Raw genomic sequence first — 25,370 nt, 5'->3', positions numbered from 1 at the left:
GGGAGGTTTTTTCATGTTGGCATTGGATCACTTGATTATTACAGCCAAAGACCCGGAAAAAGCAGCAAAGGAATTTGGTGAAAAGCATGGTGTCAAAGTCGTGGAAGGAGGAAAGCATGATAACTGGGGTACCTGCAATTATTTGGCTTATTTTGCCAATGACAGCTATATCGAATGGATCGGCATGTTTGATGAAAAACTTGCGGAAACCTCGGATAACCCATTGATTGTGCAAACGTACGACGCATTATCAAAAGGAGAGGAAGCTTTTATTCAGTTTGCAATGCGCACAAAAAGAATGGATGACTTCATTGAGCATTTTCAGCAGGATGGTGTAAACTACAAGGGGCTTTTTGCCGGCAGCAGACAACGACCGGATGGTTCCCGACTGGAATGGCGGATGCTGTTTCCGGAATCAGAAAAGACGTCACTTCCTTTTATTGTGGAATGGGGAAAAACTAAAAATGTCCCACAGGATAAAGCATTTCTTAACGATAAGAAAATTGAGGAAGTTACACTGAATATGGCAAATAAAAGTTTATTTAAAGAAATATTTAAGCTGGAAGCCAGTGATGATGTCATTCAACTGGCAAATAGCCGGTTGAAATTTATTGAAGATAATCAGCACCAGCTTGGTTTTTCCTACAAATAAGCATGGGGCACGGCGGAATATTTCCACTATATTATATGGAAATGCATTGGGTCGCTGATAAATTTTCATGACGCTAATAAATATGAATAGCAAAAAATGGCTAATTCGGGCTTTTTTCTGCCTGTTTTTCCAAAATATCGTATGATATGGAGGAGCATTGAAACGCCAACATTCAAGCGGGACAAGATACTTCTTGTCCTCTTTTATTTTTCCTATAAAAGGCTCTTCATCCAATTATCCCCCCCATTAACAGGATTGATTATCTTTATATTACTGAACAAAGTAAATGACTATATATATTATCATCAAAAGACAGTAACCTATGACAGGTAATTTTAGTATAGGTTGTACTTCCCCTTCCACTGAAAAATACCCGTATAGTTATGCTGATATTTTGTAAATATATTTCGACCACCCTAATCTGTTTTTTTGACATTCAAACAAGTATTTGAATATAATATACTCAAATACTTATTTGAATGACTGGAGTGTACACATTGGTCAATAATATATGTGAAGTAACCTGTATCCATGAAGACAAAGTAAAACGCGTTAAACAGGAGCTTTCACAGCAACCGGTTTCTGAAGTTAGCACTTTATATAAATTACTCGCCGACAAAAACCGGCTGCAGATTGCTTATGCCCTATTAATAGAAGACGAACTTTGTGTATGTGATATTTCAGCAATCATTGATGCAACGACAGCCACAACCTCACATCACCTTAGACAGCTTTACAAGGCGGGGGCAGCAACATTTCGAAAAGAAGGCAAACTGGTTTATTATTCTTTAGCCGACGATCATGTTCATCAGATAATCCAACAGGCTTTCCGGCATATGAAGGAGCATCCTGCCCATGTCTAAAGAACAACAAATATACCGTGTGCAGGGAATTTCCTGCACTAATTGCGCAAAAACATTTGAAAATAATATAAAACGTATCGAAGGCGTAAACGATGCAGAAGTAAACTTTGGTGCATCAAAAGTAGTGGTTAACGGCAATGCAACCGTGGATGATATCGAAAAAGCCGGTTCTTTTGAAGGGATCAAAGTGGTGGATGATCCGAATCAAGAACAGAAAAAGGAGCCCTTCTGGATTCGCAATCACCGGCTGATTATAGCCGCGGCCCTTATAATTACAGGATTATCGGTTTCCTTCATTTCGGAAGCGGCCGATTTAACTACAACCCTTCTTCTCGCATTAGCTATTCTCATTGGTGGATTAACGCTTTTTCGTGCGGGATTAAGAAATCTCATCCGGCTCCGGTTTGACATGAATACATTGATGACCATCGCAGTGATTGGTGCAGCCATTATCGGAGAATGGATGGAAGCAGCCATTGTCGTTATTCTGTTTGCCATCAGTGAAGCTTTGGAATCCTATTCCATGGATAAAGCCCGCTCCTCCATTAAACAATTAATGGGAATTGCACCTAAAAATGCAACCATTCTGAGGGATGGAACGGAACAGATTGTTTCCATCGATAACATTAAAATTGGGGATATCATGTTGGTAAAGCCCGGTGAAAAAATCGCCATGGACGGGATTATTCAAAAAGGTTTCTCAACTATAAACCAGGCGCCGATTACAGGGGAATCCATTCCTGTCGAAAAACAATTGCATGATGAAGTGTATGCGGGGACCATTAATCATGACGGCTTTTTGGAAATAAAAGTCACGAAAAAAGCAGCAGACACAACCATCGCAAGAATTATTCATATGGTTGAGGATGCACAGGCGGAACGCGCACCATCCCAGGCATTTATTGATCGGTTTGCCTCTTATTACACACCGCTTATTATCGCTATTGCTGCCCTTGTCGCCATTGTACCACCCCTTTTTGGGGGAGCGTGGCTGGACTGGGTTTACCAGGGGCTTGCTGTTCTCGTTGTTGGCTGTCCTTGTGCGCTGGTCGTCTCCACGCCGGTTGCCATTGTTACCGCCATCGGCAATGCAGCGAAAAATGGTGTGCTTATTAAAGGTGGGCTTTATCTGGAAAAGATCGGCTCCCTTACATCTATTGCTTTTGATAAGACCGGAACATTGACAAAAGGTACACCTGTAGTGACAGATGCTATATATTTCACAGAAGATGACGATAAAGCTTTACGTTATTTAGCTGCCATCGAAAATAAATCACAGCACCCGTTGGCGGCATCGATTCTGGATTATGCTGCAAAACAAAATGTGGATTTTTATGATGTGGAAGTGAATGATTTTACAACTGTTCCCGGAAGAGGAATTAAAGCGAATATTGACGGAATGGAATTTTTAGTCGGTTCTACGAAACTATTTTCCAAAATAGCTGATGAGGACAAAACAATTAAAACCTCGATAGATCAATATCAGGAAGACGGCAAAACCATCATGCTGCTTGGTACAAATGAAGAGATTTTGCTCGCTGTTGCTTTAAGAGACGAACCAAGGGCAGAAAGCAAATATGTAATCCGTAAATTGCATGAATTGGGCATCAAGCACTCCTTCATGCTCACCGGGGATCATCCAAAAACAGCGGCTGCATTAAGCGGTGAGCTCGGCATAACGGACACGAAGGCTGGTCTTCTTCCGGAAGATAAGTTAAATTTTGTTAAAAAATATGATAAGGAATATGGAAATGTTGCCATGGTTGGCGATGGCATCAATGATACTCCTGCTCTGGCAGCCTCCACTGTCGGCATTGCCATGGGGACCGCCGGAACGGACAGCGCACTGGAAACAGCAGATGTTGCGCTGATGGGCGATGATTTGAAAAAACTCCCCTATACGGTAAAGCTGAGCAGGAAAGCACTCGCCATTATTAAACAAAACATTGCTTTTTCCATTGGGATTAAACTGCTTGCACTGCTGCTCGTTATTCCAGGATGGCTGACACTTTGGATAGCCATCTTTGCAGATATGGGAGCAACACTGATTGTAACGTTAAATGCTTTAAGGTTGTTGAGGGTGAATGCCGATAAGGAAAATAACACGGTTTCATCGACCCCAAAACAGATGCAGCAGGCAGGTTAACTATAAACAAAGCAAAAGGAAAAACGATCACTCCCGTATAGGAATGATCGTTTTTTTAATATGATTCCGATTCCTGCAGTCTTCCTCTGAAATAAGCTTTTTCTTTTGTCCTTTTCTGCTGCACTCTCATAAAAATATTGTTTGAAAGCAGCGAAACAATGATAAATACCGTACCTATAAAGTCATACACGGTAATGCTTGCACCCTGCACAACCTGTATAGCTAATGTTGTCACCGGCACAAAGTTAAGAAATAACAAGCCATTCAACGGCGTTATGATACTCACCCCGTAATTCCATCCCACCAGGGCAATCACACCCGGAAAGATGAACATAAAGGCAATATGCGGAGCCGTGACGACCAGAGTTTCTGCAGATGGAAAAGAAATATAACCGGAAAGAGTTGTAGCGAAAACTACAACTGCTGCCACACCTGTTCCAAGCAAACAGCTTAATGTGGAATAGCGTAATGCAGACCAGCCATTATTGCTGAAACGGCTGCCGCCCATTGTATAGATCACCCAACCGACTACCGCTATGAAAATAAGCAAAGATGGAATCAGATCATCTACCCCGGTAAAGAAAGCACCGAAATCCCCTTTGGTTACTACGAGCAGGGCCCCAACGAATCCAACGAGCACACAAAATAAAGTAAATGCATGCGGTCGTTTTCTCACCAGCAGCCACACGATTACAATCGAAATCATCGGCATCAGGGATTCCATAATGGAAGCCACCATTGTTCCCGGGTCACCCAAAAGGTCCTGGCCCCAGAAAATAAGCAGGTTATATACCGTAAAGGCCATCGTTCCGAAAAACAAGAGCTCCTTTCCTTTCCCCTCAAAGCGGAAAGCTTGTTTCCCTTCCTTCCATAACAGCCATACAACCAGAATGATACATACATAGAAATAACGGAAAAATGTAAAATAGAATGCATCAATATGATGGAAAGCACTATTTGCCACCGGAAACATGGCTCCCCAGGAAACTGCTGAAATGAAACATAAAAATGCTCCAATTAATATATTATTTTTCAATGCCTACCCGTCCCCTTTAGTTTTCTTTTGCATATCTATTAAAGCATAGATTTCATATCACTTAAAATGAACATTATTGATGATTATTATCATTTCTAGTGATATCATGGGTGATAGGATGATGAAAGGGAGAGGCAGATGGAATTTAAAGACCTGGAAATTTTTCAAATGGTTGCACAAAAAGGTACAATTACAGAGGCTGCAAAAGAATTAAGTTACGTGCAATCCAATATCACTGCGAGAATCCGCAAGCTGGAAGCTGAATTGGATACACCGCTTTTCAACCGCAATAATCGGGGTATGACATTGACGCCAGAAGGAAAGAAACTGCTCGTCTACTGTGAGAAAATTCTGTCGTTGACCGGTGAAATGAAAAAAGTCGTGCAAAGTAAAACAGAACCGGCGGGAAAACTGGAAATAGGATCGGTGGAAACCGTCATTAAACTGCCGGCTATTTTGTCTTCCTACAATAAAAAATATAAAAATGTGGACTTAACACTCATAACAGGCGTTACGGAACAGCTGCAGGATGATGTATTAAATCACCGTCTGGATGGGGCGTTCGTGTCGGAGATCAGCCCGCATCCGGAACTTATCTCCCATGAAGTTTTTCAGGAACAGCTCGTGTTAATCTCGGACCATTCGAAAACATCTTTAGAACAGCTGATGGAAGAGCCATTTTTGTGCTTTAGTGAAGGATGCGGCTATCGGGCAAGACTGGAGAGCTGGTATAGAGACCAGAAGACTGCACCGCAAAAAGTGATGGAGTTTGGTACGCTGGAGACCATTCTCGGAAGTGTTACTATGGGGCTTGGCATTACGTTTGTACCGAAATCAGCTGTTTCCCATTTGGAGGAAAAGGGACTGATTCAATGTCATTACCTGCCTAAAAAATACAGTAACATTAAAACGGTATTTATTAGAAGAAAAGATGCATATTTAACATCGACACTGGAAAAATTTATCGAGACTTTTAAAGCCGGGAAAGGAGCGCCGGATTATCCACTGTCGATTTAAGAAAAGGTGTTGTGGGTCCCCCCCCGATCTGATCATTCCTTGGATTTTCCCCCTGGGGATTTTTGGGCTGCAGCAGCTTTTAAACTGCTGCAGAGCTGAGATAGTGAAATAGGGGCACGCTATTCTAATTTGAATAAAATATTTGGGTTTACCTCTGCAGCATCTTTAAATACTTGCAAAACAGCCTGTCCATAATCTCCAAGCACTTCAACCAACACTTCAGAATGCTTGCAATTTATCTCCAGTGGCTTGTCATGCGTGCTGATGGCATCCCACAGTGCATCCAGATTGTTTCCAAAGTATGTTTGTATTTGCAGCTTTTCTTGTAAATAAGCATGGACATCATTTTTGTTCTGCATTTTTTTCCCGTCAATGATTACCCGTTTCATATCATTCATCTCCATATAATAAAACAAACGTATCATAATGGTCGGGCGTATAATAAATGAACCCGTCATCCGAGTAGACGATGCGCTCCGGGCCACGGTAGCCACCTTCATAATGAATGTCTGCTGCGAAATACTTTCTGCCTTCCTCATCCGGAAGCTTTCCTTCCCGATTGCCAAAGCTGTCACCGCCAATGCTCTTTTGATCCGTTACTTCCCAAAGGTTTCCTTCACTCGGTTCCCAGCCCATATTGTGGGCCTCTTCCTTTGTTATATAGTTATCCGGGAGTCTGTTATAAGTGTGGATATAAAGTGCCACTTCTTCCTTACTCGTATAGTGGCCCTCTTCATTAATTTCCACTTCTGTTATTTCCTGTGTGTTTTCTTCAGTGATGGGGGCTTCGGGGTTGCAGCCGGCAACAAGTACGGCAGCAAACAAAACAATGAGCATGTACAAAAATCTTTTCATCGATTTCACCCTTTTGGTTTCATGAACGGATAGCATTAATTTTAAAACCCTTGGCGTCCGGTAACGGTATAGCCAAGGGCTTGGTCTAAATGAAATCTTCTTAACGGAACGATATAATGAGGGCGGGAAAAAGAAGCAATTTAGCCATTACTTCCTCCCGGCTTTAGGCTTTACCCCAACTGCTGATGAAGAAATTCTGTTACCGATTCCGGTGTTTTGGTGTAAGCACTGTGCTGGTGAGCTTTCTTCTCCCCATTTTGGAAAATAAGGATACTTGGAATGCCCATTACTTCATATTTTTCCGCAATACCTTTTACTTCATCACTGTTTAATTCATACCATTTATAGTTTTTGAATTCCTCCAGTATATCGCCAATAAACATGTCCATGCGCTTGCAGTCCGGGCACCAATCCGCAAAAAATTTAATAATAACAGGCTCCGGGCTGTCAATAATTTCATAAAATTGTTCTTCTGTTTTTATTGCTTCCATGTTCCACATGCTCCTTTCTCATTTCATTGTAGCGGGTTGAAGTAAGTTTGTCTTATCGTTTGCTCAATCTTTATACTCCACCCTGCCAAGAATATACGCAACGAAAAGACCGCCGGCGAATGTGGCAATGCTTATGAGCATGAGTGTCGTTGTTTCCGCCCAGCCGGGGAATATAACAACTGTCGATCCGATCACTAAACCGATTATTACGGCAAAAGTGCCTGTTCTGTAGTTCGTCAGGAAAAAATGAATGATTTTGCTTAATACAATGATGCCTACGACAATTCCCAAGCCGGTAACGATAATAATATCAAATTGAAGATTGCTGATTGCTTCAATGACAGTGAAATAAACACCTATTACCAGAAGGATAAATGACCCGCTGATCCCCGGAACGATCATGGCCGCACTTCCAAGAAAACCGGAGAAAAAGAGCAATACATATGTGGATAGCGTCATATCGGTAATAACTGCCGACTCTTCCGGATTCAAAAAAGCCAATGGTGCAATAAGTACCGCACCCACCAGTAATAACATGTAGTGTTTTATTTTAAAGGTCCTTTTTGCATTTGCCTGGTTAAATAAATAAGGTAATACCCCTACTATTAATCCGAGGAAAAAAAACAGGGTCGGTCCGGGATAGTAATCAAATAACCATTCAATTAATTTTGCCAGGGAAAAAATAGCAATGACTACACCTAATCCGAGCGGTATAAGAAATCCTAAGTGTTTCTTCCATTCTCTGCTGAATAGGCCGTTGATCGCAGCGATGAGCCTGTCATAAATACCCAATAACACAGCAATCGTACCACCACTCACCCCCGGGATCACATCACTCGCCCCCATGGCCAATCCCCGATAAACATTCTTCCACTCCATATTAAAAATCTCCTTATACGGGGGTCAGACCCCCACCCTATTAACGCGTTAACGCTTTAACGCTTTAGCGCACCGGGAGTCTGACCCCCGCGCACAAAATTATCATACCAAATTATACGGTTAATTAATATAAAAAATGCCCAAATTGTTTCTTCCATACAATTTGGGCATCACTTCAAATTTCGTTTAATTCCCACAAAAACCGGGGAGTGACAATTGTTTTCGGTAAGACAAGGAACTACTGTACCGTAGTCCCAGGCACCTGTTTTCGCCGAAAAAGGCCGGGGATTACCAGACGCCTCCATGAAAGCACCTCTTCCCGGGAGGTTCCTCCGCGGCAGACAGTTCCCGCACCGCCTGTCTCTACAATCCCATATTCTTCGCAATAATGGTTTTCATAATTTCGTTGGTTCCAGCGTAAATGGCTGCTACCGGTACGTCCCTGTATCTTCTTGCTATTTCATATTCTTCCATGTATCCATATCCGCCATGCAGCTGCATACATTCTGTGGCGATATTTTTTGACGCATCCGTCAGCCAGTACTTCGCCATGGACACCTTCGACACAATATCCTTTCCGGCAATATGGTCCTCAATGACCGACTCCAGAAAAGCATGCCCCACCTCAACCTGTGTAGCCAATTCGGCCAGTTTGAACTGTGTATTTTGAAAAGAGGAAATCCGCTTTCCGAATGCTTCCCGTGATTTCACATAATCCACCGTCATGTTTAGCATTTCTTCGGAAGCTACCTGTGCACCCAATGCAACTACCAGCCTTTCCTGCTGCAGCTTCTCCATTAAATATCGAAAACCTTTTCCTTCGACACCAATCAGATTTTCCTTGGGCACACGGCAATCCTCAAAATATAATTCCGCCGTATCCTGTGCATGAAGCCCGACTTTATTGAGCTTACGTCCTTTCGTAAATCCGGGTGTGCCATCTTCTATCATTAATAGACTGATACCCCGGTGCTTAGGCTCTGCTTTCGGATCAGTTTTTACCACGGTCAGCACCATGTCTGCATGAATTCCGTTCGTAATAAATGTTTTCTGCCCATTTACTATGTAGTGGTCGCCGTCCGATGTTGCAGTCGTCTTTATATTTGCCAGGTCAGATCCGGTTCCCGGCTCCGTCATGGCCACCGCAGTAATATGATCACCGTTTACACAGCCGGGGAGCCAACGCTTCTTTTGCTCCGCACTACCATAGGACTCTAAGTATGGCACAACAATATCAGAGTGCAGGCCAACGCCTATTAAACTTGTACCGATCCGCTCGAGTTCCTCCAGAATTATTACTGAATAGCTAAAATCGAGATCCAGCCCGCCGTATGCTTCTTCCACCTGAGGGCAAAGAAAACCCATTTCGCCTAGTTTTTCCCAAAATTCTCTCGGAATCATCCGTTCTTCTTCCCACTGATCATAGTATGGGGCTGCTTCTTTCTGTAAAAATTTCCGCAGTGATTCCCGGAATAATTCGTGCTCCTCTGTTTCAAAGCGATATTTTTTACTCATTTTTTCACTCCTCGCTTACACCGGCTATCTACTTCGGCTGCATACGAATGGCACCATCCAGGCGGATGACCTCTCCGTTCAGCATCGGATTTGCCACAATGCTTTCTACTAATCTCGCGTATTCGACCGGCATGCCCAATCGGTTTGGAAAAGGAACAGATTTCCCCAGCTCTTCTTTGGCTGGCTCCGGCAGCGTCGCAAACATTGGCGTTTCAAATAAACCCGGGGCAATCGCCATTACTCTGATTCCTTTACCGGCAAACTCCCTGGCAATCGGCATCGTCATACTGGCCACTCCACCCTTGGATGCACTATAAGCAGCCTGCCCGATCTGCCCTTCAAATGCTGCGACAGATGCTGTATTGATAATGACTCCCCGCTCCTTCTGGTCATTTTCTTCATTTTCAACCATATAGGAAGAAACCACACGAATCACATTAAAGGTTCCGATTAAATTTACCTGTACCACCTTTTCAAATTGACTTAATGCCATCATACCTTTCCGGGAAAGCACTTTTCCGGGAGTGGCAATACCTGCACAGTTTACAAGCAAGTTAACGGATCCAAGGAATTCCACTGCTTTTTTCACATTGTTTTCCACTTCTTCTGCATTGGTTACATCTGTTGAAAAAAACCCGACACTTTCCTCCCCAAGTTCTGTGATGATCTGTGCGGCCCTATCCTTATTAATATCAAAAATAACCGCTTTTCCTCCCGCGGAAACAACACTCCGGACTACCGCTTCTCCCAGGCCGGATGCACCCCCTGTTACAACCGCTTTTATTTCACGCAAATCCATATTACCCATCCTTTCTATAGTCGTTCAATTACAGTGGCGTTCGCCATCCCCATCCCTTCACATATCGCCAGGAGACCATATCTTCCACCGCTTCTTTCCAATTCATTGACCAAAGAAACAAGCAATTTGGTTCCTGTTGCTCCGAGCGGATGACCAAGTGCAATCGCCCCGCCATTAACATTCAGCTTATCCGGATCTGCATTCAGCTCTTTTGCCCAGGCCATCGGCACCGGAGCAAATGCTTCATTTACTTCATAGCGATCCATGTCCACCAATGTCAGATTGGCCTTCTCCAATACTTTTTGGGAAGCTGCAATTGGTCCGGTTAGCATCAGGGTCGGGTCTGATCCGACAACACTTCTTGCGACAATACGTGCTTTTGGCACCAGTCCGAGTTGATTGGCCTTTTCCCGCGACATTAATAATACTGCACTTGCCCCGTCACTCATCTGACTGGCATTTCCCGCAGTAATTTTTCCGTCTTCTTTAAATACTGTTTTCAGTTCTCCCAATGCTTTGAGTGTCGTGTCCTCGCGCGGTCCCTCATCCACTTTTACGACTCTGTCAGTGCCATCTTCATTTGGAACGGACACCGGTACAATCTCCTTTTCATAATCCCCCCGCTCCATTGCTTTTAAAGCCCTTTCATGACTTTGTAGCGCATATTCATCCAATTGCTTTCTGGAAAAATCCCATTTATCAGCTATTTTTTCTGCAGAAATTCCCTGATTTACAATTTCATATTTATCGGTCAATTTTTTACTCGGTTTTGTATCTGCCATTTGCGAAAACATCGGCACCCGTGTCATGCTTTCAACTCCGCCGGCAACGACTATATCCATATCCCCGGAAGCAATGGCCTGAGCGGCAAAGTGAACTGCCTGCTGGCTGGAACCGCATTGACGATCAATCGTTACACCGGGAACATGCTTCGGAAAATCCGCGATTAAAAGAGAAGTACGGGCAATATTCCCTCCTTGTTCACTGCTTTGTGTCACGCATCCTAAAATAACATCTTCCACCATTTCTTTATCCACTTGTGCCCGGTTCATTAAATCACTTAATACCTCAGCTGCCAATTCATCCGGCCGGTAATTGGCAAACATTCCTTTTCTGCGCCCGACAGCCGTCCTGCACCCTTCGACAATAACTACGTCCCGCATACATACACCCCTGTTATTTTGAATTTTACATTGATTTAGAACAATTATAATTATACCTGTATTAATTAGGAAATAAAAGAAATCCTTTGTTTTGAGATAATTCAGAATTGAGGGGTCTGACCCCAAGGTTTTAATGAATAATATAAGGGTAAACAAGTAGTAGATTTTGCTTAAAAGGAGGATCATGATGGCTAGACCGCAATATCAGCCAACAAAAAATAAAGAGCTGACAGACGCCCAGGAAGTGCATTATGCAAAAGAGTTTAAGCGTGCGGATATCGCTGCAGGTTATCGCAGGGAATGGGTAAAAGAAGCGAAGCAGGAAAACCCAAAACTGATAAAATAAAAGTTCATTGAACACAAGTTAATGCCATCTATTCGTTTTTTAAGACACCTTGCCATCGTAAGGTGTCTTTTATGTTGGCTGTGAAACCTTTTATGCCAAAAATTCGTATAATGTATAGTGATATTGAAAATCAACCTGTTTTCTATGTAAGTCGACTGATATTTATCAAGCATACTGCAGAGATTAATGATAAAATGGTATTAAACTACCTATTTCCGCCTATACATTTACTGGCAAGAAAAACACCAGTAATGGTTAGAAACCTGGTTGTCACCAAGCCTCCGGGCAACTGTGCTTATGCAGTAAAAGTTTTCCACACTTTCTTAATGCCAAAAAAATGGGTTAATGCATAGGCTATATAACTAATATTTATTGGGGTGTCTTACGTGAAACGTTATCTTACCGCTTTCTTCCTTAGCATGAGTGCAATCGTTCTGATTGTCGGATTGAGGATGGATTTTCAATGGAATGGCATTGTTTCCTGGGGATTGTCTTTTATTTTCCTCTTATTCGCTGCCTACTACACAAAATATATTCCAAACGATAAAGAAAGAAACAACACAAAATAAAAAGAGACTGTCATACAGCCCCTCTTTTCATTAATCATTTGGACGAAAAGGACATTTTCCCTCGATTGGTTTTGCATCATCTCCTATAAAATATTGCTTCCACTCCCGGTGCTCCACATCACCGTAATGGCTTATATTCGGGTGTTTAGGCAGTTTGTCCCATTTTTCCACCCTTTTTCTTACTTTTTCCCTCGACATGGCCCCGCCTTTTGACGTTCCTTCCAGCTTGTGAAAAATCCGGCGTGGCTGAAACCCGATTACCATGCTGTTTCCCAAATCTCTTGTTTTCCTCTGTTTATATGCCGGGGCATTGCCAAAAGCGAAATAAGGTTCACCGGCAAAAGAAAAATTCCATAAATAATGATCCGGGTCTTTCGGATACCCTTCCGGCCAGGGATATTTGTCGTGATCATGCAAATACTGCAGTACTCTCCAAAAATAATCCCTGTAATATTCAAGCGGTTTCTCCTCTTCCTCCGGTTCGACAAACAGGAAAAAACCATGCCTGATCAACTTTTCCTGCCCGTCAAATAGCGCATTGAATTCTTCCAGCGCCTGCAACAAACCGGACCAATCATCATGGGTAATATACCCGTATCTTAACTCGCCCCGCTGCTGGCCCGACATGCCAAAATAACAGGGGAACTCGGGATGGGTCACGACTGACTCAAAATTTCTATATTCTCTGTTTAACCATTCCGGCAAAGTATCGGAATGATTCTCAAATGTATCTTTTGTAAGTAAACGGCTGGCTGTCTGTTTCACATACATCCTCCTTCATGACATTTCCTAAACTATCTATACCCTGCTTTGTCTCCTGTAAAACGAAAACAGTTCAAAAGCAGAGAGTGTTTATCAGGACATGAAAGGGTATGGTAAAAAGAAGATATTCATTTCAGAAAGGAGGAGACACAGGAAATACCTGTACCAATCAAAATGAATAGCAGCATAAAAGGAATCAACCAAGGCGACTATTTTTGTAAAAATGAATTTGCACCAATGAAAAAAGTGATCACAGTACCACCTCTTTATATGCAAATCAAAGAAACGATCAATGAAACACAAAGATTTTATATAGAAGAAAACATTGACAGAAATAAAGCACTCAGACAGCACAGTCATTTTATCCAGGTTTTAAAAGATGAAGGGATAGAAGTCATCGAACTGCCCGCAAAGAAAAACCTGCCCGAGCAGATTTTCACGAGAGACATCGGATTTGTAACCGGCAGTAAATTATTTATATCTTCCATGGCAACTCCTATTCGCAGCGGTGAAACAGCCGTTCTCAAAAACTGGCTTGAAGCACTTCAGGTGCATTACCAAGAATCCCCGTTCAACATAGAAGGGGGAGATGTCATTATAGATGAAGACAGGATTTGGATCGGTCAAAGCAAAAGAACTTCTCCTGAAGCAATCGAAAATTTAACAAGTGAGCTTCCGGATTATACAATCCACACCGTTCACCTAAAAAGCAATATTCTGCATCTGGATTGTGCATTTAATATTATTGATCACGAAACAGCCATTACTTATCCTCCTGCCATTGATGAGGATGCATACAAGTATATGTGCAGGCAATTTAAAGTTATTGAAGTAACAAGTGAAGAGCAGTTTTTAATGGGACCAAATGTGCTCAGCATCGGAAATAAAACAATCATCAGTTTACCTGAAAACAAAAAGCTGAACCACAAGCTCCGTACAAATGGATTTAAAGTTAAAGAAGTGCCTTTCTCCGAGATCATTAAATCCAGCGGTTCATTTAGATGCTGCACCCTGCCTTTAGTGAGAGAAAAAAGTGCCTGACTGTAATAAGTCAGGCACTTTTACATGCAGATCTATTTAAAGGAAAAATTATATTTCTCTTTCAACGAGGGCGGCGCTATTTTAATCATCTGCTGAAGAATCAACATCGCGATGACGACATCATCCACCAAACCGATGACAACCAAAAAGTCAGGGATCAGATCAAACGGAAAAATAAAATAGCCGATAATAATCGCCAGATATAAAACCTTTGTTGCCGTTTTTACTTCAGGCGTCAAAAAGAAATCTCTTAAAAAGGGAACTGACTTATGAATTTTAAACAAAAAGCGAATTCTTCTTAAAAAGCGCATGCTTCAACCCCCGTTCCATAACTTTGATTACTCTGCTTCGCTCTCCGGAATCGGCTCAAAAATCAATCTGTCATCCTCCTCTTCCGGGTTACCACGACCATCGGTATTATTTGTAATAAAATATATTCCATTCTCAGCGGCAAGTACATCCCTGACCCTTCCCACATCCGAAACAATCACTTCCACCGTTTCTTCCACAGGATCAAATTGGCGGACACTCTCTCCCCTCAAGGCGGCAAAATAAAAATGATCATGCACATAAGCCATGCCGGAGGGCGCCCATGTATCATCACCGGAATGAATGACCGGTGTTTCCATTCCTTCCTCTTCCTCGTCACCCTCAATACGCGGCCACCCATAATTATTACCCTTATTAATCCGGTTTATTTCATCCAATGCCTCCGCGCCATGTTCTGTAGCATACAACTCACCATCAGGCGTCCAAGCCAAACCTTGTGCATTTCGGTGGCCATAAGAATATACATAGGAATCATCAAATGGATTATCATCCGGAATGGAACCATCCAATTCCATACGCAATATCTTTCCTGCCAGACTGTCAGGATCCTGCGCCAGTTCCGGTTCTGCTGCATCCCCGGTTGTTATATACAGCATTTCATCCGGTCCTATAGCGATTCTGCCTCCCTGATGTACCTCACCGCCCGGAATGTCATCAAGCAGCACTTCTCTTTCCACCCACGCTTGTTCCATCTCTTCAACTGTAACGACCCGCTGAAAATAATTGCCATCTTCTTCATAGGAGTAATAGGCTAAAGCAATACTTGTTTCACTGAAAGCATCCGGTAACACCATTCCCAGAAGGCCTGCCTCCGGATGGTTTGACAGGTTCTGATCAACAGGCTTACGGTTTTCCTCATCTTCCTGAATGGTCACAATGGAACCTGTCCGTTCACTAACATAAAAAGCATCCTCATAAAGCTGAATTTCCCAGGGTTCATCCAGATTATCCGCTATGACGGTCCGTTCTTCCATCACTTCAGTGTCACTCTCGGTTTGTTCTGTACCATTTTCCTCCTGGTCAGCAGTTTCTTCTCCGTTCATTTCTTCTTCCGTTTCCGGAGGATCCTCCGCCGACTCCTCTCCAGTACATGCAGTAATGAACAGAACCATTACACTGACTGATATAAATATAAAGTATCGAATAACGGTTACCTCCCACTGATTTGGTAATATTAATAAAATCATTCCCGGGACGGCATATGAAATAAACTGCAATGGCAGGAGACAGATGCTTTTTTCACCATAGAAACACCCGCTTTCCGATCAATTCGTCAAGCGGGCTGGCAAATATTATTCTGCTTTTGCTTTCTTCGCTGCTTTTTCTCTCTCATTTTTATTCAACAATTTCTTCCGGAGTCGTATTGCTTCCGGGGTAACTTCACAATATTCATCGTCATTCAAGTACTCCAGCGCTTCTTCCAATGACATATCACGCGATTTTCTGAGCGTGGATGTCTGGTCCTTTGTCGCTGAACGGATATTGGTTAAATGCTTTTCTTTAGTGATATTGACGGTCAGGTCGTTATCCCGGTTATGCTCGCCAACAATCATGCCGGCATAGACTTCTGTCCCCGGCTCCACAAAAATAACGCCACGGTCTTCCAATTGCATAATACCATAAGTGGAGGCTTTCCCATTTTCCAGCGCAACCAGAACACCTTGTTTTCTGCCACCTATATGGCCTTTCACTACCGGTTCGTATGCTTCAAACGTATGGTTGATAATCCCATAACCGCGGGTCTGCGACATAAATTCTGTTGCGTACCCAATTAATCCGCGTGACGGTACCTTGAACTCGAGGCGCACTTGTCCATTTCCCTGGTTGACCATGTCGAGCATTTCCCCTTTACGGGCACCAAGAGATTCCATCACAGGACCGGTATAATCTTCCGGGACATCCACCTGAACACGCTCCACCGGTTCATGTTTCACGCCGTCGATTTCTTTAATAATGACTTGCGGTTTGCCTAATTGCAGCTCATATCCTTCTCTTCGCATATTCTCAATTAAAATGGATAAGTGCAGTTCACCGCGCCCCGAAACGGTCCAGACATCCGGTGAATCGGTTGGATCCACCCGCAGGCTGACATCGGTTTCCAGCTGTTTCATGAGCCGCTCTTCAATTTTCCGGGAGGTAATGAACTTTCCTTCCCTACCCGCAAAGGGACTGTTATTCACCAGAAAAGTCATCTGCAGGGTCGGTTCATCAATACGCAGCCATGGCAATGCTTCAGGCTGGTCCGGATCACTGATCGTTTCCCCGATATTGAGATCATCAATACCGGAAATCGCAACGATATCTCCGGCTTTCGCTTCTTGAATTTCCATCCGTTTCAAACCGCTGAAACCGAATAGCTTGGTAATCCGGAAAGATTTTTGTGCCCCATCTTTTTTCATCACAACTACTTGCTGACCAACAGATATTTTCCCTCTAATAACCCGTCCAATTCCAATTCGCCCCACATAATCATTGTAATCGAGAAGAGTGACTTGAAACTGCAGCGGTTCTTCCCGAGTATCCGCAGGGGCGGGGATATGCTCCAAAATCGTCTGAAAAACCGGGTCCATTGTTTCTTCCTGCTTTTCCGCTTCAAAGCCGGATGTTCCGTTTATTGCTGAAGCATAAACGACAGGGAATTCAAGCTGGTCATCATCCGCTCCAAGCTCGATAAACAGATCAAGCACTTCATCGACTACTTCATTGGGACGGGCATTGGGACGGTCAATCTTATTCAGCACGACCATCGGTGTCAGCTTCTGCTCCAACGCTTTCTTCAACACAAAGCGGGTTTGCGGCATCGTTCCTTCAAAAGCATCAACGACCAAAGCAACACCATCCACCATTTTCATGATTCGTTCCACTTCTCCGCCAAAGTCGGCATGGCCGGGAGTGTCCAATATATTTATTGCTGTTTCATTATATTTTATCGCTGTATTTTTCGCCAAAATCGTAATACCGCGCTCTCTTTCAATATCACCCGAATCCATGGCACGCTCTTCCACCTGCTCATTTTCCCGGAATGTTCCGGAGTACTTGAGCAATTGATCCACAAGCGTTGTCTTCCCATGATCCACGTGTGCAATGATCGCGATGTTACGAATATCTTCTCTTAATTGCATAAATCGTACGCTCCTCTGTAAATACGGGATGGATAAAACCATCCTATTATATCATAAATTATCGCCAATTAAAAATTATTTTTGAAAATAACATAAAAATCAGGCGAATCGTCATTCCTCCAAAACCCATATACCTGTACTTAAAATTAACAAGTTCCCTATTCTTTTTTACGCTCTAATGAAATCTCAAACCTCGCACCGCCAAGTTCTTCTGATTCACCGACCGTTATTTCCCCGTTCGACTGTTCGATAATCGCCCGGGCAATGGCAAGGCCCAATCCTGTATCACCATTTTTTCCTTTGACGAAGCGATGGAAAAGCTGTGTCATTAACTCCTCTGGTACGCCGGCCCCGTCATCTTCAATCTTTATTTTCACCGAGCTGCTTTCCCTGTATACGGACAGGTTTATCCGCGAATCCGCATGACGGATGGCATTAAAGGTCAGATTTAATAATGCCCTTAACATTTTTTCCTCATCCGCAAAGATGTAGGTATTTTTATCCACCCTATGCTTTAGGTCAATCCCTCTTTCATTCACCAGTGGCAATGCCCGGTCAACCACCTTATCTATCAGATAGCTCACTTCTATATTCTCCGGCTGATAGACACTGGGTTCACTGTCAAGCTTCGCCAATAAGATCATTTCATTAATTATCGTCTTCAGTCTTTTTACTTCCGTTACCATTACATCAAGCCCTTTTTCCTTCTCTTCCTGATCAAACACCCCTTCTTTAATTCCTTCCGCATAACCCTGGATGGTCATTAAAGGTGTCTTCAGTTCATGACTAGCATTCTGAAAAAAGGATTGCTGTGAATTCATGTAACGCTGAAGCTCTTTTGCCATTTCATAAACACTTTGCTCCACTTCCTTAATCTCACCGGTCGCCTGCACCCGCTCCAGATCATCAAACTGGCGGTTCTCTATTTTTTTCACCTGTTGCTGCAGACGGCTTAATGGTGTTACCAATTTATTTGTCAGGAAATAACTGAGCAACACCGCTGCCCCGGCTCCAATAATAAATACAATGACCAACCGGAAAATAAAGTTTTGCTGTACTGCATGCAGCTCATTTATCGGAGTTAATAAAATCAGTTCCAGACCCGTTGTTTCCGGGTAAATCAGTATCCTTGAGTTGACAAATTTGGCGTTGCCATAATCCCAGACAGGCTCTGAGCTATCCGCAAAGTCATTATTCTGAAAAAAACCATTTACTACTTCCGGAGGCATGGTGGAAAAGAATACGGCATCCTGGTTCCGATCATATAAAAACAACTGGAGATCCTGATCCTCCAGGAAATTGCTGAACTGCTGAATATCCGTTCTCGGCCCAAACCGGTCATCCAATACTTCAACGAGGATTTCCCCGTTTTGTCTTAATTGCCTTTGCTCATCCTGAATTAAAAGATCCATTAACAGCGAATAAATAAAGTACCCGGTTACCGCCATGACAACAATCAGCAATACGGTGAATGCTGCATTCAGCTGAGATTGCAGCTTCATTTGCTTTCCTCTTCATTGCGCAAGCGATAACCATACCCCCATACTGTCTCCAACGGTACATCTCCCAATTTTTTCCTTATACGCTTAATCAGATCATCCACGGCACGGTCGCTCCCAAAATAATTATCCCCCCAGATTTTTACAAGCAGTTCTTCACGGGAGAAAGCCCTGTTTACATTTTCAGCCAACAGCAGCAATAAATCAAACTCCTTCGTCGTTACTTCCTGTTCCTTCCCCTTATAAAAGATTCGCCGATCCTTTTTATCTATTTCAACTTCTCCTGCTTTTACGGCATCAGCTGATACTTCTATTTCCTTCGTTCTCACGCTGGATCGTTTAAATAACCTTTTCACACGTGCCACCAATTCCCTCGGACTGAAAGGCTTTGTTAAATAATCATCCCCGCCGAGTTCCAAACCGAGAATTTTATCTATCTCATCATCTTTTGCCGAAATAATAATGATCGGAACTTCACTTTCATTTCTTATCTTTTTACAAAACTCATAGCCGTCCATCCCCGGCAGCATAATGTCCAGAATCCACATATCAATCTTTTCATTTTCCCATACACGCCACGCATCCTCGGCACTGCCGGAAATCCTCACATGAAATCCTTCTTTTTTTAAATAAGCGGAAACGATATTTTGAATGTTTGGATCGTCCTCCACCACTCCGATGTGATAATTCATTATAGATCACCTTTTCCAATCATGTACTGCTTCTATTTTTACATAAGCATCCATGCACAAACAACATTTTAACTATAATACTTCACACAGTTTAAATTCTTTTACACATTTTTTCCACATTTATTCCTAATGTATCCCAAAATTGCTGTATATAATAAGAATTGTACAGATAATATGAACAGAGTTACTTCAAGTTCCCCTCCCTTTAAATACCCCCTTTTGCTTGAAGTAAGCTCTCTGTACCCCCCCCTTTATTAATCTATAAAGAGGTGATTGCGGATGTCGGATGATAAACATGAAAATCAGTCACATGGACCTATCAATGACCACGAAGAAAAACATAACTCAGACGAAAAGAAACATAAGACACCGACAGAAACCAACTATATGGAAAGCGTAAATGAAATGGTTAGTAACCCATCCCGATCCAATAATACTGAAGAAACCGAAAATCAAAGCCGGAAAACAGCAGATACTTCCGGTAGAAATAAAACATGGCTGCATGTTCTGTTTGGCGGGATCATCGGTGGAGCAATTTCTGCCATTGTTGTTCTCTTCATTACAGGGAATGGGCTCTTTCCGACGGAACAAACTTCTGAAAACATCTCTACTGCGGCAGAGGAAGAAGCAACTCCTGAAGTAGTACAGACGATAGCCAATGAAGATACTGAATTGTCATCCAGTATAGAAGAAACCTCAAAGGCTGTAGTTGGTGTTTTGAACCTGCGGCAGCAAAGTATTTGGGAACAAAGTGAAGAGGCCGGAACCGGCTCCGGGATTATTTATAAAAAAGATGGAGATACAGCATATGTCGTAACAAACCAGCATGTTGTAGATAATGCCGAAGAAGTGGAAGTTGTATTACAGGAGGAGGAGCGGCTCCCGGCCAAAGTGCTTGGAACCGATCCGCTTACAGATTTAGCTGTGCTGGAAGTGGACGGAGAAAATATTGATACCGTTGCAACCATTGGTTCTTCTGATGACCTGACTATTGGAGAAACTGTTGTAGCCATCGGAAATCCACTGGGCATGGAATTTGCCAACACCCTAACCAAGGGGATTATCAGCGGGCTGGAACGTTCCGTGCAAGTGGATACAACCGGAGACGGCCGACCGGATTGGGTGACAGAAGTTATCCAGACAGATGCTGCCATTAACCCCGGAAACAGCGGGGGGGCATTGGCAAATGCAAAAGGTGAAGTGATTGGTATTAATTCGATGAAAGTTGCCCGTCAGGAAGTGGAAGGTATCGGTTTTGCCATTCCGATTGATGAAGCGTTGCCAATTATAGAGCAGCTTGAGACGAATGAAGAGGTTGACCGTCCGGCCATCGGAGTCACCATTGCTCCTTTACATCAGGTGCCGCCGCAATACCGTCATGAAATTGTGTTGCCTGATGATGTGGATGGCGGCATGGTGGTGGCAGATGTATCCACTGGATCACCAGCAGATAAAGCTGGTCTGCAGCAATTTGATATCATTGTAAAAATCAACGACCAGAAAATCACATCATTTCTTGAATTACGTAAATTCCTATATTCCGATGCTTCCATTGGAGAAACAGTGGAAATAGAGTATTACCGCAACGGAAATCTTGAAAGTACCGATCTAACTTTGCAGGCTGATTAACATACAAATTAATCTACGCTATTACCTCCTAATAGTTTATATAGATGGGAATCTTTCCCGCACCTAACGAGAGAAATCGATGAGGATTTATATCCCATCGATTTCTTTTCACTTACACCACTAAACCCCCGGGCAATCCTGCTAGGTGTACTGCTCCCTCGGTTTTATTTTCATTTCATGTTGGATGGTGTACCCGCACATTTGCTGCCATCTTTGCATTACCCTTTTTTGCCAAAATAAAATAATCCAAGCAGCAGCCAGCCAATCGTGATAACTGCAGTAATCATCAGCATGGCAACTGGCCCGATTGCAAGAATTAATGGCACTGAAGCAGCGGTCATCATACCACCGCCAACGATAAGATCCAGCATGAGCTGTTTATAACTGAAACCTTCTTTCGCCGGGCTTTCATCTTCCGGATCAGCCAGTTGTATGAGAAGCAGACCTGCTGCACTCATACCCATGGCCTGTCCAAAATCACCAATAGCCCTTTCCAGCCAGTAATCAGGCATCATTTTTGGAGCCAGCACGAGAAAAGCAAACAGGTTCCATCCGATCGCTGCCACAGCCATCAGGATAAATGGCACAAGGTAATCTGCAATAACCGCAAGAGATAAAGTTGCAATCGCTGAAACAATGAGAATATCAAGTGCAAGACCTTGAATCCTGTTAATCATCCCCCGATCCAACATCTGATGTTTTACAGCCTTACTCAAAAAAATCTGTACGAGCACTGCACCAACCATAGCGAGAGGAAATAGCGGGAGGTGCGTAAACAGTTCAATATTTTCAACCCACAAAGCTTCCTCAATAAGAATAAGCCCTTCCAGCAGTAAAAAACCGATTAATATGGATAAACCAATATAACCAAGGTGAACCGTCAATGTTTCAATAAATTCGGATTTTGTTGTTTGATGGCCGGCAGGTTCTTCCTGTTGATTTTCTTTGGCAATTAACCCCTTTTTTTGCTCTTCTGATATATCTTCGGGTTTTTGCAGTATTTCGGTCTTCCCTTTTCTGGCCCCCCAGTTAATAAGAGCCATTCCTACAAAAACACAAGACAATACACCTACCGTAGCAAGACCGACAGCAAGATCCGTACCTTCTTCAAAACCGACGCTTTCAAAGGTGCCTGAAAGGCCGGCTGCTGTACCATGGCCGCCTACAAAACTGATTTCCAACAGTGCACCGGATGCAGGACTGAGGTTAAAAATAGGAGTGAGTACGAAAAGCGCCAGGATGAGACCAACAACATATAGCCCCCATGAAAGGAAATGGGCAAAAGTTATTTGCGGTCCCGATATTCTCCAGATTTCTCTTATGTTTGGTATGGTCTGTCCAAGAAAAAGTGAGGCAAATATAACACTGATCAGCAATCCGGGAAGTTCTGACCAGACATTCAGCATAGCCTCAGGGAATAAGCCCCCTTCATCAAATAGATGGATGCCAAATGCACCCATTACCTCGGGGCCAAGCAACAAGGCAATAATGCCGGCAATCATGGAGCTCGGTATGAAGAAATTTTGTAAGAAAGGAGTAAAAACCCTGATCCACTTTCCTATCAGTAAGAGAAGACCAATAATGATAAAACTAAAACCAACGAGTTCAGCAGACATTTCCATGCAAACCCCTCCCAAAATATGTAACATATACCTATTACACATCCGGGAGGAAATGAAACTCTTCAGCAAAGTAAAAAAGAGAAATCATCAGGTGGGGCATCCTTTACTTGCCCAGCCTATCAGTGGTACTCGTACTTTCGTTGCCAATGACCCCTCAAAGCTAAGAAGGGAACTTCCTGAAGTGCAGCAAGTTCCCTTCCTTTATTATACCGACCCCATCAGGATTCCCAATAATCATCATCTTCTTCATATCTTTCATGATTCGGTGCAATTCCACTGAACTTGCCATCCAAACCGGAAGATATAAACTCCTCTACATTCTCTGAAGCTCCTGTGTTTTCATCATCGTTCGGGTACATGTCATCGTAGTTTTCCTGGTCGCCATAAAAATCCGATGCTGTTTCAGATGTACCGTAACGGCCGACATCCTGCCAGGTGTCTTCCGCATCATAACCCACCTGTTCCTCTTCCTTCACTTCATTCGGGTTTATATTTGGACTGAATACCGCTTCCTCTGCTGTACGATTCTGATCAAACGTATTCTCCTTGGCATGATCCATACAGCGATCAGCAGCCGGCAGTGCTTTCAGTCTTTCATAAGGGATATCCGCACCGCATATTTTACAGATTCCATATGTGCCTTCTTCTATCGCATGCAATGCTTCATTGATTTCTTCAAGCTCTGTTTCCGCATGTTCATTGAGTGCAATATCCTTTTCCCGTTCATATAACTCGGTGCCCATATCGCCGGGATGATTATCATAATTGGACAGCTCACTCACAGATTCTTTTGCCAGTTCGAGCGACATACCGAAATGATCCTGCACATGATTTATCAATTCTGTCTGCCTCTCCAATAGCGCAGCTTTACATTGTGCTATTTGCTCGCCTGTGATCATTCAGATCATCCTCCATCTGCTTTAATGATGTATCTATACTATGCACGGAAAAATAAAAAGACATTCCCCATTTCCCGTGACAGAACGTGTTAATATGTGGAAGTTTTACTGTGGATGATTCCATGAATTCCAGGCAAAAAAATGATAAAAAGGAATATAAAGAACTTTGTCGAAATAGTATGGTAAGAGAAAAAGGAGTTGATGTTGAATGCTTACCAAAGATTCATTAATCGGATTCATCGGAACGGGTGTAATGGGGAAAAGTATGGCTGCCAATTTACAGAAAGCGGGTTATTCCATCGCAGTGTATACACGTACGAAAGAAAAAGCAGAAGAGCTCATAGAAATGGGTGCTGCCTGGAAAAATACAGTAGCAGAGCTTGCCGCTTCATCTGATGTTATTATTACGATGGTAGGATATCCCCATGATGTGGAAAACGTGTACTTTGGTGAAAATGGCATTCTGGAAAAAGCAAAGCCAGGCACATATATAGTGGATATGACTACATCAAAGCCAGCATTGGCAGCACGCATATATGAGGAAGCTAAGACAAAAGGACTGTATGCCATGGACGCTCCTGTTTCCGGCGGGGATGTTGGAGCTAAAAACGGCAAGCTGACTATTATGGTTGGCGGTGATAAGGCGCATTTCGATGTACTTTTTCCGATTTTCAAGATTATGGGAGAAAATATTATTCTGCAAGGGGGAGCAGGTGCGGGTCAGCACACCAAATTGGCAAACCAAATAACCATTGCTTCCAATATGATTGGAGTTTCTGAAGCAATTGTATATGCAAAAAGAGCCGGACTGGATCCGACGCAGGTTCTTGACAGCATTACGGCAGGTGCAGCAGGAAGCTGGTCATTATCCAATCTGGCACCACGGATGATCAACGGAGATTATGCTCCGGGGTTTTATGTAAAACATTTTATTAAGGACATGACGATTGCCCTCGAATCAGCCGAAGAGATGGGTTTATCCACACCGGGATTGGCCCTGTCACTGAAACTTTACAAAGAGCTTGCTGAAAAAGGGTATAATGACAATGGAACTCAAGCGCTAATTAAGTTATTTGAAAGAGGAATGGAATAAACCTTCATGTAAACAGAAAGGATTCCCCGTTTCCTTTCTGTTTTTACTGATCCTCGTTTTTCCCTCTTTCTATTACTTCATACACCACCTGTGCCAGGTCATGGTTTCCAAAGAAATCCAACACTTCCAATAAGAGTTCATTTGAAATGGCTTCTGCTTCTTCTTTTGGTACAGCTTGCTCCAAAACAGAACTTAATTGATCATTCACAGCTTGACCGGGATAAGCCGTTTGATATAATACAACCGGGTCAATATCGTGATTCACGCACCACTGGACAAACAGCAGGATCATATTTTTTTCATCTTCCTTATACTGCGATATCACTTTATCTTCTGTTTCTCTGTTCACC

27 protein-coding genes are annotated in these 25,370 nt (G+C 43.0%); 10 read left to right on the top strand and 17 right to left on the bottom strand.

What is annotated here, in order from left to right; translation table 11 throughout:
- Positions 1 to 13: 13 nt before the first annotated feature.
- The 3 genes from ACZ42C_RS18000 (at position 14) to ACZ42C_RS17990 (ending at position 3,661) form a co-directional block, all read left to right on the top strand.
- Positions 14 to 652, top strand: a complete 639-nt coding sequence (locus ACZ42C_RS18000) for a VOC family protein (protein ID WP_461180506.1) — start codon at positions 14 to 16, stop codon at positions 650 to 652.
- Positions 653 to 1,149: 497 nt separating this feature from the next.
- Positions 1,150 to 1,515, top strand: a complete 366-nt coding sequence (locus tag ACZ42C_RS17995; protein WP_461180505.1) for an ArsR/SmtB family transcription factor — start codon at positions 1,150 to 1,152, stop codon at positions 1,513 to 1,515.
- Positions 1,508 to 3,661 (top strand): heavy metal translocating P-type ATPase, encoded by a 2,154-nt coding sequence (locus tag ACZ42C_RS17990; protein ID WP_461180504.1) that lies wholly within the window; start codon positions 1,508 to 1,510, stop codon positions 3,659 to 3,661. The genes ACZ42C_RS17995 and ACZ42C_RS17990 overlap by 8 nt, the downstream gene beginning before the upstream one ends.
- A 55-nt stretch (positions 3,662 to 3,716) precedes the next feature.
- Here the strand turns inward: ACZ42C_RS17990 and ACZ42C_RS17985 are convergent, their stop codons facing one another.
- Positions 3,717 to 4,697 carry a DMT family transporter gene (locus tag ACZ42C_RS17985; protein WP_461180503.1) on the bottom strand — a complete coding sequence of 327 codons (981 nt, stop codon included), beginning with the start codon at positions 4,695 to 4,697 and terminating at the stop codon, positions 3,717 to 3,719.
- A 138-nt stretch (positions 4,698 to 4,835) separates the two neighbouring features.
- Between ACZ42C_RS17985 and ACZ42C_RS17980 the strand changes: the two genes are divergently transcribed.
- Entirely contained in the window at positions 4,836 to 5,714 is an 879-nt protein-coding gene (locus tag ACZ42C_RS17980) for a LysR family transcriptional regulator (protein WP_461180502.1), read from the top strand.
- A gap of 119 nt (positions 5,715 to 5,833) precedes the next feature.
- Here ACZ42C_RS17980 and ACZ42C_RS17975 read toward each other — a convergent pair whose 3' ends face one another.
- The 7 genes from ACZ42C_RS17975 to ACZ42C_RS17945 all read right to left on the bottom strand — a co-directional run bounded on the left by ACZ42C_RS17975 (position 5,834) and on the right by ACZ42C_RS17945 (position 11,416).
- Positions 5,834 to 6,103 (bottom strand): barstar family protein, encoded by a 270-nt coding sequence (locus tag ACZ42C_RS17975; RefSeq protein ID WP_461180501.1) that lies wholly within the window; start codon positions 6,101 to 6,103, stop codon positions 5,834 to 5,836.
- A gap of 1 nt (position 6,104) precedes the next feature.
- Positions 6,105 to 6,569: a ribonuclease domain-containing protein gene (locus tag ACZ42C_RS17970; protein WP_461180500.1), complete on the bottom strand. Its 465-nt coding sequence runs from the start codon at positions 6,567 to 6,569 to the stop codon at positions 6,105 to 6,107.
- A gap of 170 nt (positions 6,570 to 6,739) precedes the next feature.
- Positions 6,740 to 7,060, bottom strand: coding sequence for a thioredoxin family protein (locus ACZ42C_RS17965; RefSeq protein ID WP_461180499.1), 321 nt, complete (start codon positions 7,058 to 7,060; stop codon positions 6,740 to 6,742).
- A gap of 63 nt (positions 7,061 to 7,123) precedes the next feature.
- On the bottom strand, positions 7,124 to 7,939 hold the full coding sequence (locus tag ACZ42C_RS17960) for a DUF368 domain-containing protein (RefSeq protein WP_461180498.1): 816 nt from the start codon (positions 7,937 to 7,939) through the stop codon (positions 7,124 to 7,126).
- A gap of 363 nt (positions 7,940 to 8,302) precedes the next feature.
- Complete coding sequence (locus ACZ42C_RS17955; RefSeq protein WP_461180497.1) at positions 8,303 to 9,454, bottom strand: acyl-CoA dehydrogenase family protein; 1,152 nt, start codon at positions 9,452 to 9,454, stop codon at positions 8,303 to 8,305.
- A gap of 28 nt (positions 9,455 to 9,482) precedes the next feature.
- A complete protein-coding gene (locus ACZ42C_RS17950) occupies positions 9,483 to 10,253 on the bottom strand; it encodes an SDR family NAD(P)-dependent oxidoreductase (RefSeq protein WP_461180496.1) in 771 nt (256 codons plus the stop codon).
- Between the two features lie 14 nt (positions 10,254 to 10,267).
- On the bottom strand, positions 10,268 to 11,416 hold the full coding sequence (locus ACZ42C_RS17945; RefSeq protein WP_461180495.1) for a thiolase family protein: 1,149 nt from the start codon (positions 11,414 to 11,416) through the stop codon (positions 10,268 to 10,270).
- Between the two features lie 184 nt (positions 11,417 to 11,600).
- Between ACZ42C_RS17945 and ACZ42C_RS17940 the strand changes: the two genes are divergently transcribed.
- The 3 genes from ACZ42C_RS17940 (at position 11,601) to ACZ42C_RS17930 (ending at position 12,331) form a co-directional block, all read left to right on the top strand.
- Entirely contained in the window at positions 11,601 to 11,762 is a 162-nt protein-coding gene (locus tag ACZ42C_RS17940) for a YfhE family protein (RefSeq protein WP_464891300.1), read from the top strand.
- Positions 11,763 to 11,833: 71 nt separating this feature from the next.
- Positions 11,834 to 12,115, top strand: a complete 282-nt coding sequence (locus tag ACZ42C_RS17935; RefSeq protein WP_461180493.1) for a hypothetical protein — start codon at positions 11,834 to 11,836, stop codon at positions 12,113 to 12,115.
- 33 nt (positions 12,116 to 12,148) lie between these two features.
- A complete protein-coding gene (locus tag ACZ42C_RS17930) occupies positions 12,149 to 12,331 on the top strand; it encodes a hypothetical protein (protein WP_461180492.1) in 183 nt (60 codons plus the stop codon).
- A gap of 30 nt (positions 12,332 to 12,361) precedes the next feature.
- Here ACZ42C_RS17930 and ACZ42C_RS17925 read toward each other — a convergent pair whose 3' ends face one another.
- Positions 12,362 to 13,096 (bottom strand): YqcI/YcgG family protein, encoded by a 735-nt coding sequence (locus ACZ42C_RS17925; protein WP_461180491.1) that lies wholly within the window; start codon positions 13,094 to 13,096, stop codon positions 12,362 to 12,364.
- Positions 13,097 to 13,330: 234 nt separating this feature from the next.
- On the opposite strand from ACZ42C_RS17925, the gene ACZ42C_RS17920 reads away from it, so the two are divergent.
- Positions 13,331 to 14,134 (top strand): dimethylarginine dimethylaminohydrolase family protein, encoded by an 804-nt coding sequence (locus ACZ42C_RS17920; protein ID WP_461180490.1) that lies wholly within the window; start codon positions 13,331 to 13,333, stop codon positions 14,132 to 14,134.
- A gap of 32 nt (positions 14,135 to 14,166) precedes the next feature.
- Here ACZ42C_RS17920 and ACZ42C_RS17915 read toward each other — a convergent pair whose 3' ends face one another.
- The 5 genes from ACZ42C_RS17915 to ACZ42C_RS17895 form a co-directional block, all read right to left on the bottom strand.
- Positions 14,167 to 14,445, bottom strand: coding sequence for a YkvA family protein (locus tag ACZ42C_RS17915; protein ID WP_461180489.1), 279 nt, complete (start codon positions 14,443 to 14,445; stop codon positions 14,167 to 14,169).
- A gap of 27 nt (positions 14,446 to 14,472) precedes the next feature.
- Positions 14,473 to 15,651 (bottom strand): PQQ-dependent sugar dehydrogenase, encoded by a 1,179-nt coding sequence (locus tag ACZ42C_RS17910; RefSeq protein WP_461180488.1) that lies wholly within the window; start codon positions 15,649 to 15,651, stop codon positions 14,473 to 14,475.
- 105 nt (positions 15,652 to 15,756) lie between these two features.
- A complete protein-coding gene (gene typA, locus ACZ42C_RS17905) occupies positions 15,757 to 17,586 on the bottom strand; it encodes a translational GTPase TypA (protein WP_461180487.1) in 1,830 nt (609 codons plus the stop codon).
- 158 nt (positions 17,587 to 17,744) lie between these two features.
- The gene (locus tag ACZ42C_RS17900; RefSeq protein WP_461180486.1) at positions 17,745 to 19,088 is read right to left on the bottom strand and encodes a sensor histidine kinase; all 1,344 of its coding nucleotides are present in this window, start codon (positions 19,086 to 19,088) and stop codon (positions 17,745 to 17,747) included.
- Positions 19,085 to 19,777 carry a response regulator transcription factor gene (locus ACZ42C_RS17895; protein ID WP_461180485.1) on the bottom strand — a complete coding sequence of 231 codons (693 nt, stop codon included), beginning with the start codon at positions 19,775 to 19,777 and terminating at the stop codon, positions 19,085 to 19,087. The genes ACZ42C_RS17900 and ACZ42C_RS17895 overlap by 4 nt, the downstream gene beginning before the upstream one ends.
- A 279-nt stretch (positions 19,778 to 20,056) precedes the next feature.
- Between ACZ42C_RS17895 and ACZ42C_RS17890 the strand changes: the two genes are divergently transcribed.
- Positions 20,057 to 21,406 (top strand): S1C family serine protease, encoded by a 1,350-nt coding sequence (locus ACZ42C_RS17890; RefSeq protein WP_461180484.1) that lies wholly within the window; start codon positions 20,057 to 20,059, stop codon positions 21,404 to 21,406.
- A 218-nt stretch (positions 21,407 to 21,624) separates the two neighbouring features.
- Here ACZ42C_RS17890 and ACZ42C_RS17885 read toward each other — a convergent pair whose 3' ends face one another.
- Positions 21,625 to 23,028: a sodium/glutamate symporter gene (locus tag ACZ42C_RS17885; RefSeq protein ID WP_461180483.1), complete on the bottom strand. Its 1,404-nt coding sequence runs from the start codon at positions 23,026 to 23,028 to the stop codon at positions 21,625 to 21,627.
- Between the two features lie 218 nt (positions 23,029 to 23,246).
- Positions 23,247 to 23,927, bottom strand: coding sequence for a TraR/DksA C4-type zinc finger protein (locus ACZ42C_RS17880; RefSeq protein ID WP_461180482.1), 681 nt, complete (start codon positions 23,925 to 23,927; stop codon positions 23,247 to 23,249).
- Between the two features lie 208 nt (positions 23,928 to 24,135).
- Here ACZ42C_RS17880 and ACZ42C_RS17875 point away from each other — a divergent pair, with 208 nt between their 5' ends.
- Complete coding sequence (locus tag ACZ42C_RS17875) at positions 24,136 to 25,020, top strand: NAD(P)-dependent oxidoreductase (protein WP_461180481.1); 885 nt, start codon at positions 24,136 to 24,138, stop codon at positions 25,018 to 25,020.
- A 43-nt stretch (positions 25,021 to 25,063) separates the two neighbouring features.
- On the opposite strand, the gene ACZ42C_RS17870 is transcribed toward ACZ42C_RS17875, so the two are convergent.
- Complete coding sequence (locus tag ACZ42C_RS17870) at positions 25,064 to 25,369, bottom strand: hypothetical protein (protein WP_461180480.1); 306 nt, start codon at positions 25,367 to 25,369, stop codon at positions 25,064 to 25,066.
- Position 25,370 lies beyond the last annotated feature (1 nt).

This window comes from Virgibacillus kimchii, assembly GCF_055379185.1.
This window is presented reverse-complemented; position numbering and strand designations above follow the sequence as displayed.